The following is a 13,738-nucleotide window of genomic DNA, read 5'->3' as shown; positions in this document are numbered from 1 at the left end:
GTGTGTCCCTTCGCCGGGGTCGGTGTGCTTGACTGACGCCTAGTTTGGCGCACCGACGGGTGTGTTGTCGTCCGAGGGGTGCTTCATGGGGTCGAGCGCAGTGAGCAACGGCCCCAGGCTGCGAGTGGCGGACTCGACGAGAGAGAGGACACCATGAGCAAGCGGGTCGCAGCGGTTGCGGCGGCCGTCGTCGTGCTCGCGGTCGGCTACGAGACCCTCGATGTGTATGACGTGCTCCCCGGGCCGCTGACCCGCGCTGCCGCGGCCGCGCAACCGGTTCCGGTGCCGGGCAAGACCAGCGTCGGGCCCTCGGTGCCGCCGCCGACCCCGGCCACCGCGACGCGCCTGCAGGCCGCCGACGGACCGCAGCAGGTCGCCGCGAAGGTGCGGGCGCGTGTCGCGGCGGACATGAAGGCGCCGTACCTGGCCAAGAAGCTCGCCGTGCGCGTGGTCGACGGCCAGACCGGCGCCGTCCTGGTCCAGCAGAACGCCGACAAGGCGATGATCCCTGCCTCGACCACCAAACTGCTCAGCGCCTGGGCGGTCGCCAACACGATGGACCTGGACAAGCCACTCACCACGAAGGTGGTGACCGGTGCATCGGCGGGCCGGATCGTGCTCGTCGCGGGCGGCGACACCGCGCTCAACCCCGGCAAGGGCGACCCCGACCAGGTCAACGGGCACGCCGGGCTGGCGGACCTGGCCCGGCAGGTCGCGAAAGCGCTGAAGAAGTCCGGGCAGACGAAAGTCACCGTCGGCGTCGACACGTCATACGCACCCGGTCCGCTCACCGCCAAGCACTGGGACCCGGGCGTCGTCGCAGCCGGCTACACCGCGCGGATCGCGCAACTCGGCCTCTCGACCGAGCGCGCGACCGACCCGGCGCATCCGCTCACGTCGGACCCGGTCGGGTCCACCCAGGCGGCGTTCGTCAAAGACCTTGCGGCACAAGGGATCACCGCCAAAGTCGGTGGCAACGTGACGGCCAAGGACTCGGCGTCCGAGCTCGGACACGTCGAATCCGCACCGTTGCTGGACGTGCTCGGTGACGCGCTGCAACGCAGCGACAACGCGATGATCGAGTCGCTCGCCCGGCAGGCGGCGTTCAGCAAGGGGGTCGGCGGCTCGACGGCGGACGTGACGGATTTCGTCGAAAAGACTTTGCGGCAGGCGGGTTTCAACCTCGCAGGCGTGCATCTGGCGGATGTCTGCGGACTGTCCGACGGCACCACGATCCCGGCCCGCGTGCTCAGCGACGTGGTCCTGTCGGGCACGAGCGGCAAGAACAAGCCGTTCGCCGACGTGCTCACGCGACTGAGCGTCGGCGGTTACAACGGCACACTCGACAACCGCTTCCTGCAGCCGACGAACATCTCAGCGGCGGGCGACGTGCGAGCCAAGACCGGGTCACTGACCGATGTCGCCTCCTTGGCGGGGACCGTGCTCACCGCGGACAACCGGGTGCTCGTCTTCGCCGTCATCAGCAACGCGGCGACGTCCTGGGGCCCCTACGGCACCCGCGCCGCGATCGACGACTTCGTCGCCGACCTGCAGAAGTGCGGGTGTTCCAAGTAGAGGTGAACAGCGTTGACGGACAACAGTTTTCCGGTGTCTCGGCAGCAGTGGTTGGACTCGGAGTCGTCGCTGCGGGTGCAGCTGCGGCAGGAGCTGCTGCGCCGGCAGCTACAAGCCCATCTGGCTGACCCGCCGGGCACCGTGCTCGACATCGGCGCAGGGCAGGGCCACAAAACGCTGGAGCTCGCAGCGCTCGGTCACACGGTGGTCGCCGCGGAGCCGGACGACGACATGCGCGAGGTGCTCGTCGACCGGATCGCGGCCACACCTCCCGAGGTGCAGCAGCGGATCACCGTCTCCCCAGCGGGATTCGGGCACCTGGACGAGCTGACCGGCCGAACCTTCGACGCCGTCCTGGCGCTCGGGGTGCTGATGTATCTGCCGTCCGGCACCGCTGCGATCACCGAAGCCGCGCAGCACGTCGCGCCGGGCGGCATACTCTCCGTCGCGGTCCGGCTGGACGTCTCGGCCGTATGGCGCTCAGCACGTCGCCAGCAGTGGTCCGCGGCGCTCGCAGCAATCCGGGAGTGGGACGAGGCCCGAGCGGCGGGCGCCGACCTGCACTACACCAACGAGATCGGCGCGCCCGCGCGTGCCGACTCGTTCGATCGGCTGGTCGCCGCCGCCGCTGACGCCGGGCTGACGTTGCAGCAGTGGTACGGCATCCGCATCGCCTTCGACCTGCAGGACGACGACCCGCCGGGGCCCACCGATCCGGCGGAGCTGGCGGCGCTCCTCGCGGTCGAGGAACGCCTCGGTGCGGTGGACCCCTTCCGCAGCCTCGGCCAGCTCGCGCACCTGGTCTTCCGCCGCTGACATACGCTCGACCCCATGTCTGAGGCGTATGTCGACTGGGCCCTGGCCAAGCGCACCGGGCGGCGGTGGGTGTCGGACGGCCCGAGCACGACGCAGGACGAGGCGGCCGAGGCCGTCGCCGAGCTGCGCGACGCCGCCCACCGGGCGCTGCAGCCGGTGGCCGACACCGCACGGCTCGACGCCAGTGCCGGCGCCGCGTCGCCGGTGTATGTCGTGGACCGTGCCGCGTGGATCGACGTCAACGTCGACTCGATGGCCGGCCTGCTCGAGCCCGTCGTCGACGCCCTGACCGCCAAGCGGAAGGCCGGCCCCCGTGCCCGCGCCGTCGGCGCCAAGGTCACCGGTGCCGAGACCGGGGCCCTGATGGGTTTCGTCGCCAGCAAGGTGCTCGGCCAGTTCGACATCGCGCCCGCCGGCACCCCGAGCCTGCTGCTGGTCGCCCCCAACATCGTCGCCGCCGAGCGCGAGTTGCGGGTCGATCCGTCGGACTTCCGGCTCTGGGTGTGCCTGCACGAGGAGACCCACCGGGTGCAGTTCACCGCCGTGCCCTGGCTGCGGCAGCACATGATCGACCGCATCCGGACGCTCGCGATCGAGCTGATGCCCGACCCGGAGATGCTGCAGCGACGCCTGCAGGCCGCGGCCAAGGCGATCCCCGGTGCGCTCCGCGAAGGCGGCGGCGGGCTCACCGACCTGGTCGTGGACCCCGCACAGCGTGCCGAACTCGCCAACCTCACCGCGATCATGTCTCTGCTGGAGGGCCACGCCGACGTCGTGATGGACGACGTCGGTCCGCAGATCGTGCCGACGGTGGAGGAGATCCGCCGCAAGTTCGACGCGCGTCGCAAGGGTTCCGGCGGGCTGGACCGGATCGTCCGGCGGCTGATCGGCCTGGAGGCGAAGATGCGGCAGTACCGCGACGGCGCCGCCTTCTGCCGGGCGGTGCAGGAGCAGGTCGGCGTCGACGGGTTCAACGCCGTCTGGGCCGGCCCCGACAACCTGCCGACCGCCGCCGAGATCTATGCACCGGGGACGTGGGTCACCCGGGTGCTGGGCTGAGCGGCGCCGGTATGCCGGGGCCGCATCCCGCCGTGGCCGCGTGCCGGCGGCACGTGCGGCTGGCATTGACCGGCGCCGCGCTCGAGCCGGGCGGCACCGTCGTCACCGCCTGCTCCGGTGGCGCCGACTCCCTCGCGCTCGCCGCCGCCGTCGCGTTCGAGGCCCCCAAACTCGGCCTGTCGACCGTCGCGGTCGTGGTCGACCACCAGCTGCAGGACGGCTCTGCCGCCGTCGCACAGCGTGCCGCCGAACAGTGCCGGGGCCTCGGGCTGGGCCGTGCGGAGGTGCGCACCGTGGAGGTGGTCGCCGCCGGGGACGGGCCCGAGTCGGCGGCGCGCACCGCGAGGTACGCCGCGCTCGAAGCGGCTGCCGCGTCATACGAAGCGGGCGCGGTGCTGCTCGGCCACACCCGCGACGACCAGGCGGAGACCGTGCTGCTGGCGCTCGCGCGTGGGTCCGGGCCGCGGGCAGTGACGGGTATGTCCCGAATGGCGGGGCTGTGGTTGCGGCCGCTGCTGGGGGTGACCCGCGAGCAGACCCACGCGGCGTGCGCGGCGCTGCACCTCGAGCCCTGGCACGACCCGCACAACGACGACCCTCGATACCTGCGGGTGCGTGCGCGCCGGGCGCTCGCGGACCTGGAGACCGACCTCGGCCCCGGCGTCGTCGCCGGGCTCGCGCGGACCGCGGACCTGGTCCGGGACGACCTCACCTTCCTAGACGAGTGGGCTGCGCAGGTCGCGCACGACCTCGGTGAATCCCCCTGGCCGGTGGACGAACTCGCCGCCCTCCCGGCGCCGATCCGTTCGCGGGTATGGCGCGCGCTGCTCCACAGTGCGGGCTCGCCGGCCGCGTCGCTCGGCAAGGTCCACATCGACACCGTCGACGCCCTGGTGACGGGTTGGCACGGCCAGCAATCGGTCCACATGCCCGGCGGCCTGCAGGTGCGCAGGGGTGGCGGCGTGATCGTGGTCGAGCCGCGTCCGGTTCAATAGGGCCATGGATTCCAGCCATATGGGCAATGACCTGGATCACGTGCTGTTCACCGAGAAGCAGATCCACGAGCGACTCGACGAGCTGGCGACCGAGATCTGGCGCGACTACCACGACAAGGACGTCCTGCTCGTCGGTGTGCTCAAGGGCGCCATCCTGGTGATGGCGGACCTGATGCGGGCACTGCCGGGCACGGTGCCGATGGACTGGATGGCCGTGTCGTCATACGGCTCGGGCACCAAGTCCAGCGGTGTGGTGCGGATCCTGAAGGACCTCGACACCGACATCACCGGTCGTCACGTGCTGATCGTCGAAGACATCATCGACTCCGGCCTGACCCTCAACTGGATCCGCTCCAACCTGTCCTCACGGCAGCCTGCATCGCTGGAGATCTGCACGCTGCTGCGCAAGCCGGAGGCCGCCAAGGTGGAGATCGACTGCAAGTACGTCGGCTTCGACATACCCAGCGAATTCGTGGTCGGCTACGGCCTGGACTACGACGAGAAGTACCGCAACCTGCGCGACATCGGCACCCTCGCGGAGCACGTCTACAGCTGAGCCGGCGCGTCGGGAGTGACGCGCCCGCCATACCAGAACGCCTACTGTCGTTACTTTCTCGCGGAAAATCGCAGATCTGGGCGAGAGGTAACGACAGTAGGCGGTTCCTGCCGGGTATGACGCGTCAGCCGCGCGCGGCCGCCAGCGCCTCGTTGAACGTCGCGCTCGGCCGCATCACCGTCGCGGTCTTCTCCGGGTCGGCGTAGTAGTAGCCACCCAGGTCCACGTGCTGGCCCTGCGCCGCACCGAGCTCGGCGACGATCTTCTCCTCGCTCGCCGCGAGCGCCTCGGCCAGCGGCTTGAAGTGCGCGGCGAGCTCGGCGTCCTCGGTCTGCTCGGCCAGCTCCTGGGCCCAGTACATCGCCAGGTAGAACTGGCTGCCCCGGTTGTCCAGCTCGCCGACCTTGCGCGAGGGGCCCTTGTCGTTCTCCAGCAGCTTGCCGGTGGCGGCGTCGAGGGCGTTGGCGACGAGCGTGGCCTTGGGGTTGTCGTTCTTGCGGCCCAGATCCTCCAGGCTCACCGCCAGCGCGAGGAACTCGCCGAGCGAGTCCCAGCGCAGGTGGTTCTCCTCGACCAGTTGCTTGACGTGCTTGGGGGCCGAGCCACCCGCACCGGTCTCGTAGAGCCCGCCGCCGGCCATCAGCGGCACGATCGAGAGCATCTTGGCGCTCGTGCCCAGCTCCAGGATCGGGAAGAGGTCGGTCAGGTAGTCGCGCAGGATGTTGCCGGTGACCGCGATGGTGTCCAGGCCGCGGATCAGCCGCTCCATGGTGTAACGCATGGCGCGCACCTGGGACATGACCTGGATGTCCAGGCCCTCGGTGTCCAGCTCGGCGAGGTAGGTGTGGACCTTCTTGATCAGCTCGTTCTCGTGCGGGCGGTAGGGGTCCAGCCAGAACAGCGCCGGCATGCCGGACTCACGGGAACGGGTGACCGCCAGCTCGACCCAGTTGCGGATCGGGGCGTCCTTGACCTGGCACATGCGCCAGATGTCGCCCTCCTCGACGTTCTGCGACATGAGCACCTCGCCGGTGGCGATGTCCACGATGTTGGCGACCCCCGCCTCCGGGACCTCGAACGTCTTGTCGTGCGAGCCGTATTCCTCGGCCTTCTGGGCCATCAGGCCGACGTTCGGCACGGTGCCCATGGTGACCGGGTCGAAGGCGCCGTTGGTCTTGCAGAAGTTGATCATCTCTTGGTAGATCCGCGCGAACGTCGACTCCGGCATCACCGCCTTGGTGTCCTTGGGACGCCCGTCAGCGCCATACATCTTGCCGCCGCCGCGGATCATCGCCGGCATCGACGCGTCGACGATCACGTCGCTGGGGGAGTGGAAGTTGGAGATGCCGTGCGCCGAGTCGACCATGGCGATCTCGGGGCGGTGCTCGTGGCAGGCGTGGAAGTCGCGGACGATCTCCTCGCGCTTGGCGCTCGGCAGCGTCTCGAGCTTGGCGTAGAGGTCACCGAGCCCGTTGTTGACGTCGACCCCGAGCTCGTCGAGGACCGCCTGGTGCTTGGCGAATGCGTCCTTGTAGAAGATGCGCACGGCGTGCCCGAAGACGATCGGGTGCGACACCTTCATCATCGTCGCCTTGACGTGCAGGGAGAACATCACGCCGGTCTCGCGCGCGTCCTCCATCTGCTCCTCGTAGAAGTCGATCAGCGCCTTCTTGCTCATGAACATGCTGTCGATGACCTCGCCGTCCTGCAGCGCGACCTTCTCCTTCAGCACGATCGTCGGGCCGCTGTCGGTGACCAGCTCCATCCGCACGTCGCGCGCGCGGTCCAGCGTCATCGACTTCTCACCGTGGTAGAAGTCGCCGTGCTCCATGTATGACGCGTGGGTGCGCGACGCCGGCGACCACTTGCCCATCGTGTGGGGGTGCTTGCGCGCGTACTCCTTCACGGCCTTCGGTGCCCGACGGTCCGAATTTCCTTCGCGCAGCACCGGATTGACGGCGCTGCCGAGGCAGTTGGCGTAGCGGGCGCGGATCTCCTTGTCCTCGTCGGTCTCGTCGTGCGCGGGATACTCGGGTATGTCGTAACCCTTCTCCCGCAGCTCCTTGATCGCGGCCAGCAGCTGCGGCATCGAAGCACTGATGTTGGGCAGCTTGATGATGTTGGTGTCCGGCTCCTGGGTCAGCCGGCCGAGCTCGCCGAGGTTGTCCGGGACCCGCTGCTCCTCGGTGAGGCGCTCGGGGAACTGCGCGAGGATGCGCGCCGCAACGGAGATGTCACTGGTCTGCACGTCGATGCCGGCAGCTTCGGCGAAGGTCTGCACGACCGGCAGGAAGGCGTAGGTCGCAAGTAGCGGCGCCTCGTCGGTGAGGGTGTAGATGATGATGGGTTGCTGACTGGTCATCGGCGGCTCCCGGCGTTATCTGGATCTGGTCGCTTCACGGTAGCCGCCCCGGCCCGCGGCGGAACGTGTGACCTCGACAAGCCCGGCCGGCGTGATGCGAGAGTGTCGCAGGTGACCCACGCGACAGCTCGCGCGGAACATCGCGACACCCCCGGTCGTTGATCCAGCCGGGACACCCTGGTAAGTGCCACACCAGCCGCGGTGTACCGTCTATTGGTCTGTCGTCGGGCTAGGCCCAACTGTGAGCAGGAGGATCGGGGCACGCCCCGCAGCTACATGAACTACAAGCGCGTTCTACGCAGCCCTGGGCTCTGGGTCATCCTCGTCGTGTTGATCGGCGTCCTGTGGCTCGCCGTCGGCAATGTCGGCGGATATCAGAAGATCGACACCTCGCAGGCCGAGAAGCTCATCTCCAGCCAGCAGGTCGATTCGGCGACACTGACCCCGGACTCCATCAAGCTGACCTTGAAGGACCCGACGACGGTCGACGGGAAGAAGGGCCTGACCAAGGTCGAGGCCAACTACGTCAACCCCCGCGGTGAGCAGCTGGTCAACCTGCTGCAGAAGAACCCGCCGTCCGGCGGCTACACCGACGACCCGCAGAAGCAGAGCGTCTGGCTGTCGATCCTGATCAGCATGGCGCCGTTCATCCTGTTCATCCTGATCTTCTGGTTCCTGATGAGCCAGATGCAGGGCGGCGGCTCCCGGGTCATGCAGTTCGGCAAGTCCCGCGCCAAGCTGGCCAGCAAGGACATGCCCAAGGTCACCTTCGCCGACGTGGCGGGTGCCGACGAGGCGGTCGAGGAGCTCCACGAGATCAAGGAGTTCCTGCAGTCGCCCAAGAAGTTCCTCGACGTGGGCGCCAAGATCCCCAAGGGTGTGCTGCTCTACGGCCCGCCCGGCACCGGTAAGACGCTGCTGGCCCGCGCGGTCGCCGGGGAGGCCGGTGTGCCGTTCTACTCGATCTCCGGCTCGGACTTCGTCGAGATGTTCGTCGGTGTCGGCGCCAGCCGGGTCCGCGACCTGTTCGAGCAGGCCAAGGCCAACGCCCCCGCCATCATCTTCGTCGACGAGATCGACGCCGTCGGCCGGCACCGCGGCGCCGGCCTCGGTGGTGGCCACGACGAGCGCGAGCAGACCCTCAACCAGTTGCTGGTCGAGATGGACGGCTTCGACGTCAAGACCAACGTCATCCTGATCGCCGCCACCAACCGGCCCGACATCCTCGACCCGGCGCTGCTGCGTCCCGGCCGGTTCGACCGGCAGATCGCGGTCGAGGCCCCGGACATGGCCGGTCGCCACCACATCCTGCAGGTGCACGCCAAGGGCAAGCCGATGGCGGGGGACATCGACCTGCTGCAGGTGGCGCGCCGTACGCCCGGCTTCTCCGGAGCAGACCTGGCCAACGTCCTCAACGAGGCCGCACTGCTGACGGCGCGCTCCAACGCGCAGGTCATCGACAACCGCGCACTGGACGAGGCGATCGACCGCGTCATGGCGGGTCCGCAGAAGCGGACCCGGGTGATGAGCGCCAAGGAGCGCAAGATCACGGCATACCACGAGGGTGGGCACGCCCTGGTCGCCTCCGCGCTGAACCACACCGACCCGGTCAGCAAGATCACGATCCTGCCGCGCGGTCGCGCGCTCGGCTACACCATGGTGCTGCCGGCGGACGACAAGTACTCCACCACCCGCAACGAGCTGCTGGACCAGCTGGCCTACGCGCTCGGTGGCCGGGTCGCGGAGGAGATCGTCTTCCACGACCCGAGCACCGGTGCCGCCAACGACATCGAGAAGGCCACCGGCCTGGCCCGCAAGATGGTGACCCAGTTCGGCATGAGCGAGCGGGTCGGCGCGATCAAGCTCGGCTCCGGCAACTCCGAGGTCTTCCTCGGCCGCGACATGGGCCACGAGCGCGACTACTCCGAGGAGCTCGCGGGTGTCGTCGACGAAGAGGTGCGCCGGCTGATCGAGGCCGCCCACGACGAGGCCTGGTACGCCCTGAACGACAACCGCGACATCCTCGACAACCTGGTGCTGGAGCTCCTCGAGAAGGAAACGCTCGACGTGCACCAGCTCGCCGACGTGTTCAAGGACGTCAAGAAGCGCCCGAAGCGCAAGATCTGGCTGTCCAGCGACCGCCGCAACGTCAGTGACCGGCCGCCGGTGCTGACCCCGGCCGAGCGCAAGGCGCTCGCCAACGGCGTCGACCTCGAGAAGGAAGACCTGCAGCAGGCCGGCCAGGTGCACCCCCCTGAGGCTGTTGTCGAGGTTCCGGATGGCGGGTATGTCGACCCCTCCCAGGATTGATCTGGAGCGGGCGGCGGCCGCCGTCCGCGAGCTGCTGCTCGCCCTCGGCGAGGACCCCGACCGCGAAGGGCTGCGGGACACCCCGGGCCGGGTCGCCCGTTCGTATGCCGAGACGTTCTCCGGCATGTGGCAGACCCCGGAGGAGGCGCTCAGCCGCACCTTCGACGTCGACCACTCCGAGCTGGTCATCGTGCGCGACATCGAGGTCTACTCGACCTGCGAGCACCACCTGGTGCCGTTCCACGGCGTCGCGCACGTCGGCTACATCCCCGCGGCGGACGGCCGGGTCACCGGGCTGTCCAAGATCGCGCGGCTGGTCGACGTCTTCGCCAAACGCCCGCAGGTCCAGGAGCGACTGACCACCCAGATCGCCGACGCCCTCGTCGACATCCTGCACGCACAGGGTGTGCTCGTGGTCGTGGAGTGCGAGCATCTGTGTATGTCGATGCGCGGCGTCCGCAAACCGGGCGCTCTCACCATCACCTCCGCCGTGCGGGGTCAGCTGACCAACGCCGCGACCCGGGCGGAGGCCATGAGTCTGATCAACGCGCAAAGCCGGCGCTGATGACTGCGGCCGCATCCATCGCGTTGCCGCAGCGCCCCGAGGATCGCCCGCTGGTGATGGGTGTCGTCAACGTCACTCCCGACTCGTTCTCCGACGGCGGTCGCTTCTTCGACGCGGCGGCTGCCGTGGCGCACGGCAGGGAGCTCGTGGGCCACGGCGCGGACATCATCGACATCGGCGGCGAATCCACCCGGCCCGGCGCGCAGCGTCCGTCGGTGGAGGAGGAGCTGCGGCGCGTCATACCCGTGATCGAGGGCCTCGCCGACAGCGGGGCGTGGATCTCGATCGACACGATGCGCGCCCCGGTGGCGTCGGCGGCGGTGGCGGCCGGCGCCCGCATCATCAACGACGTCAGCGGTGGACTCGCCGACCCGGAGATGACCTCGGTCGCGGCGCAGACCGGTGCCGGTTTCGTGGTGATGCACTGGCGCGGTCACAGCCACGACATGCAGACCCGCGCGATCTACGACGACGTCACCGCCGATGTATGCCGCGAGCTGGCCGACCAGGTCGGCGCCGCCCTCGACGCCGGCGTGTCCCGGGACCAGGTCGTGATCGACCCAGGTCTGGGCTTCGCCAAGACGGCGGAGCAGAACTGGATTCTGCTGCAACATCTTTCGGCGTTCCAGCAGATGAAACTGCCGGTGCTGGTCGGAGCCTCGCGCAAGTCGTTCCTGTCGCGTGTCGGCAGCCGCGGAGACGGTCCGGTGCCGGCCGAGCAGCGCGACTTCGCGACCGCGGCCGTGTCGGTGGTGCTCGCGCAGGCGGGCGTGTGGGCGATCCGGGTGCACGAGGTGCGTTCGACGTTCGCTGCGTGCGACGTGGTGCGCCACCTGCGGGAGGCCACCGCCGGAGCTTCACAAGGGGCGCAGGAATGAGTGACCGCATCGCCCTCACCCGGCTGGCCGTGACCACCCCGCACGGGGTGCTCGCGCACGAGAAGCGTGAGCCGCAAAGGTTCTTCGTCGACATCACGATCGAGTGCGACGTCTCCCGGGCCGGCCGCAGCGACGACCTCGACCACACGATCAGCTACGCCGACGTCGCCCAGGACGCCGAGCGGATCCTGACACAACCGCCGGTGGACCTCATCGAGCACCTGGCCGAGCAGATCGCGGCGTCGGTGCTGCGGCACGTGGCGGCCGAGGCCGTCGAGGTGACGGTGCACAAGCCGGATGCCCCGGCCGGGGTCGACTTCGCCGGCTTCGGGCTCGCCGGCCCGTCGGTGTCGGTGCGGCGCGAGCAGCACCGGCCCGTCGTCATCGCCCTCGGCGCCAACCTCGGGCACCGGGTGCGCAGCCTCGAGGCCGCCGTGCGTGCGCTGCGCCGCGTCGAGGGGCTCGACCTGTTCGAGGTCAGCGGCCTCTTCGAGACGGCCCCGGTCGGTGGCCCTGCACAGCCGGACTACCTCAACGCCGTGGCCGTGGGCACCACCCGCCTCGCACCCTGGACGCTGCTCGACCGGCTGCACGAGATCGAGGCCGGTCGCGGACGCACCCGCGAGATCCGCTGGGGAGCAAGGACGTTGGACCTGGACCTGATCCAGTTGGGTGACCCCGCAGCCGGCACGGACCTGCGCTTCGCGACGGAGGAACTCACACTGCCGCACCCCCGTGCCGCCGAGCGCGCCTTCGTGCTGGCCCCCTGGCTGGACGCCGACCCGCAGGCCCAGCTGCGCGTCGGCCGGAAGGTGCTGCCGGTCGCGCAACTGCTGCGGTCGGCAGACACCACCGGCATCCACGTCGGACCCGAATGGCGTCCACTGTGAGCGAGTCGGGCCTGACCTGGCGGCACGCGCTCGGCGTCGGAGTCGTCATACTCCTCGTCTGTTACGGCGTGCTGCGGTGGACCACCGCGCACGGCCACGGGCTGCCGCACATGTCCTGGTTCCTGCTCGTCACGATCGTCCTGCTGTCGATCGCGGTGATCTCCGCGGGCGCCGAGGTGCGGGCCTACCTGCACGGCACCTCGACCCGGCCACCGTCGCCCCAGCGCGCCCGACGGGCCCTGGTGGCCGCGCAGGCCTGCGTGCTCGCCGGCGCGATGATCGCGGGCTGGTTCGGGGCCTACGCGCTGATCGAGCTGGGCCGGCTGGACGCGGACAGCGCCTTCGGCAACATGGTGCAGGCCGCCGTCCTGTGCGTGGCGTCGGTCGGCGCGGTCGTCACCGGCCTGGTCGTGCAGGGCTGGTGCCGCATCCCGGACGACAAGGACCGCGACAAGGACCGGGACGACGACTCGCACGGCGGCGGCCCCTTGCACGCGTGACTCGGTGGTTCGTGCCTTGCCCCCGAGTCATCGTCCGTGCTTTCTTGGGGCGTGCTGCGCACGCGTGACGTCGCGACCCGCGCTGCACGCATGGCGGTGCGCGGGTGCGCTTGACTGTACGACGTGAGCGAACCCCTGCTGCCCATGCCCGCTGTCGGCCACGGCCTGCGCGCGCTCGTTCCCGACACCCCGGACGTGCCCGATGTCGTCGACCTGCTCGCGGCGCACCAACAGGCCGCGCACGGCTCCAGCTCGGTAGACCCGCAGATGGTGGCGTCGCACGTGGCCGGGGTGGGATCGTGGACGAGGCGGCAGGTGCTGGTGCGGGACAGTGACGGGTCGGCGGTCGCGTGGGCCGTCGTGCACGACCGCGCGGCGGGGCGGACGGTCATCGAGATCACCGCGCAGCCGTCGGTCACGGACGCGCTGGCCGCAGCACTCTTCGAGTGGGCCGAGGGGGTCGCGCGCTCCCTGATGCGCACCCGCGGCCTGCTGGTGACCCAACTCGACTCGGGCGCGTATGCCGACGACGACCGCCAGCAACGCTGGCTCACCGCCGCCGGTTTCCACCGTGCCCGGACCTGGTTGCAGATGAGCCGCCCGGTGGTCGCGGCGGATGCGTCGTTGCCCGGGCCACGGGCCGGCGTGACGGTGCGTCCGATCGCGCTGCACGACGACGGCACACCGGTCGCCGCCGACCTACAGGCGGTGCACTTGGTGCTCGAGGAGTCCTTCGCCGACCACTACAACTCCTACCGTGAAAGCTTCCCCGAGTTCGTCCAGCGGCTGCGGGAGGACCCCGGGCACCGCTGGGACCACTGGTGGTTGGCGGAGGTCGACACCGATGGGGTGGTGCTCCCCGGTGGCGCGGTGGTCGGGACGGTGCTGCCGGCGGACGCCGCGGGCGCTCCGGGCAGCTACATCGACTACATCGGTGTGCACCGCCGCTCCCGGGGCAGGGGAGTGGCGAAGGCCTTGCTGCACACCGTGATCCGCGGCGCGCTCGCGTCCGGCGCCGACCGGGTCGGGCTGGAGGTGGATGCCGACTCGCCGACCGGCGCCGACGGGCTGTACACCTCGATGGGCTGGGTCACGTCATACCGGACCGAGAGCTGGCACCGCGACCTCTCCGCCTGACCTTTTCGTCTGACCCCTCCGCCTGGCCTCTTCGTCTGACCGCCCCGCCGGCCGCCCCGCCAGCCGCCACAGCCCCGCCACCCCTTCACCGAGAG

12 protein-coding genes are annotated in these 13,738 nt (G+C 69.9%); 11 read left to right on the top strand and 1 reads right to left on the bottom strand.

Annotated features, from left to right (window positions below; all coding sequences use genetic code 11):
* Positions 1–153 precede the first annotated feature (153 nt).
* The 5 genes from FHU39_RS14710 to hpt are packed head-to-tail and all read left to right on the top strand — an operon-like array spanning position 154 to position 5,001.
* Positions 154–1,575 (top strand): D-alanyl-D-alanine carboxypeptidase/D-alanyl-D-alanine-endopeptidase, encoded by a 1,422-nt coding sequence (locus FHU39_RS14710; RefSeq protein ID WP_183321350.1) that lies wholly within the window; start codon positions 154–156, stop codon positions 1,573–1,575.
* A 33-nt stretch (positions 1,576–1,608) separates the two neighbouring features.
* Positions 1,609–2,391 (top strand): methyltransferase domain-containing protein, encoded by a 783-nt coding sequence (locus FHU39_RS14705; RefSeq protein ID WP_183321349.1) that lies wholly within the window; start codon positions 1,609–1,611, stop codon positions 2,389–2,391.
* A 15-nt stretch (positions 2,392–2,406) separates the two neighbouring features.
* Complete coding sequence (locus tag FHU39_RS14700) at positions 2,407–3,450, top strand: zinc-dependent metalloprotease (RefSeq protein ID WP_183321348.1); 1,044 nt, start codon at positions 2,407–2,409, stop codon at positions 3,448–3,450.
* A gap of 11 nt (positions 3,451–3,461) precedes the next feature.
* The gene (tilS, locus tag FHU39_RS14695; protein ID WP_183321347.1) at positions 3,462–4,445 is read left to right on the top strand and encodes a tRNA lysidine(34) synthetase TilS; all 984 of its coding nucleotides are present in this window, start codon (positions 3,462–3,464) and stop codon (positions 4,443–4,445) included.
* A gap of 4 nt (positions 4,446–4,449) precedes the next feature.
* The gene (gene hpt, locus FHU39_RS14690) at positions 4,450–5,001 is read left to right on the top strand and encodes a hypoxanthine phosphoribosyltransferase (RefSeq protein ID WP_183321346.1); all 552 of its coding nucleotides are present in this window, start codon (positions 4,450–4,452) and stop codon (positions 4,999–5,001) included.
* A gap of 124 nt (positions 5,002–5,125) precedes the next feature.
* On the opposite strand, the gene FHU39_RS14685 is transcribed toward hpt, so the two are convergent.
* Complete coding sequence (locus tag FHU39_RS14685; protein ID WP_183321345.1) at positions 5,126–7,363, bottom strand: NADP-dependent isocitrate dehydrogenase; 2,238 nt, start codon at positions 7,361–7,363, stop codon at positions 5,126–5,128.
* Between the two features lie 276 nt (positions 7,364–7,639).
* On the opposite strand from FHU39_RS14685, the gene ftsH reads away from it, so the two are divergent.
* The 6 genes from ftsH (at position 7,640) to FHU39_RS14655 (ending at position 13,643) form a co-directional block, all read left to right on the top strand.
* The gene (gene ftsH, locus FHU39_RS14680) at positions 7,640–9,673 is read left to right on the top strand and encodes an ATP-dependent zinc metalloprotease FtsH (RefSeq protein ID WP_183321344.1); all 2,034 of its coding nucleotides are present in this window, start codon (positions 7,640–7,642) and stop codon (positions 9,671–9,673) included.
* Positions 9,651–10,238 (top strand): GTP cyclohydrolase I FolE, encoded by a 588-nt coding sequence (gene folE, locus FHU39_RS14675; protein WP_343065911.1) that lies wholly within the window; start codon positions 9,651–9,653, stop codon positions 10,236–10,238. The genes ftsH and folE overlap by 23 nt, the downstream gene beginning before the upstream one ends.
* Positions 10,238–11,116 (top strand): dihydropteroate synthase, encoded by an 879-nt coding sequence (folP, locus tag FHU39_RS14670; protein ID WP_246336581.1) that lies wholly within the window; start codon positions 10,238–10,240, stop codon positions 11,114–11,116. Before folE ends, folP begins: the two co-directional genes overlap by 1 nt.
* Positions 11,113–12,006 carry a 2-amino-4-hydroxy-6-hydroxymethyldihydropteridine diphosphokinase gene (gene folK, locus FHU39_RS14665; protein ID WP_183321342.1) on the top strand — a complete coding sequence of 298 codons (894 nt, stop codon included), beginning with the start codon at positions 11,113–11,115 and terminating at the stop codon, positions 12,004–12,006. The genes folP and folK overlap by 4 nt, the downstream gene beginning before the upstream one ends.
* The gene (locus tag FHU39_RS14660) at positions 12,003–12,506 is read left to right on the top strand and encodes a DUF3180 family protein (protein WP_183321341.1); all 504 of its coding nucleotides are present in this window, start codon (positions 12,003–12,005) and stop codon (positions 12,504–12,506) included. The genes folK and FHU39_RS14660 overlap by 4 nt, the downstream gene beginning before the upstream one ends.
* Positions 12,507–12,629: 123 nt before the next feature.
* Positions 12,630–13,643 (top strand): GNAT family N-acetyltransferase, encoded by a 1,014-nt coding sequence (locus FHU39_RS14655; protein WP_343065910.1) that lies wholly within the window; start codon positions 12,630–12,632, stop codon positions 13,641–13,643.
* The last annotated feature ends 95 nt before the right edge of the window (positions 13,644–13,738 follow it).

Origin of the sequence: Flexivirga oryzae (assembly GCF_014190805.1) — a bacterium.
Lineage (GTDB): Bacteria > Actinomycetota > Actinomycetes > Actinomycetales > Dermatophilaceae > Flexivirga > Flexivirga oryzae.
The sequence above is the reverse complement of the archived record's forward strand: the minus strand, read 5'-3'. Positions and strand labels throughout refer to the sequence as shown.

What these genes read in the sequence shown, in the direction of transcription:
- FHU39_RS14710 (WP_183321350.1), top strand. Translation starts at nt 154, where the DNA reads ATGAGCAAGCGGGTCGCAGCGGTTGCGGCGGCCGTCGTCGTGCTCGCG.
- folE (WP_343065911.1), top strand. Translation starts at nt 9,651, where the DNA reads ATGTCGACCCCTCCCAGGATTGATCTGGAGCGGGCGGCGGCCGCCGTC.
- hpt (WP_183321346.1), top strand. Translation starts at nt 4,450, where the DNA reads ATGGATTCCAGCCATATGGGCAATGACCTGGATCACGTGCTGTTCACC.
- FHU39_RS14685 (WP_183321345.1), bottom strand. Translation starts at nt 7,363, where the DNA reads ATGACCAGTCAGCAACCCATCATCATCTACACCCTCACCGACGAGGCG.
- folP (WP_246336581.1), top strand. Translation starts at nt 10,238, where the DNA reads ATGACTGCGGCCGCATCCATCGCGTTGCCGCAGCGCCCCGAGGATCGC.
- folK (WP_183321342.1), top strand. Translation starts at nt 11,113, where the DNA reads ATGAGTGACCGCATCGCCCTCACCCGGCTGGCCGTGACCACCCCGCAC.
- FHU39_RS14700 (WP_183321348.1), top strand. Translation starts at nt 2,407, where the DNA reads ATGTCTGAGGCGTATGTCGACTGGGCCCTGGCCAAGCGCACCGGGCGG.
- ftsH (WP_183321344.1), top strand. Translation starts at nt 7,640, where the DNA reads ATGAACTACAAGCGCGTTCTACGCAGCCCTGGGCTCTGGGTCATCCTC.
- tilS (WP_183321347.1), top strand. Translation starts at nt 3,462, where the DNA reads ATGCCGGGGCCGCATCCCGCCGTGGCCGCGTGCCGGCGGCACGTGCGG.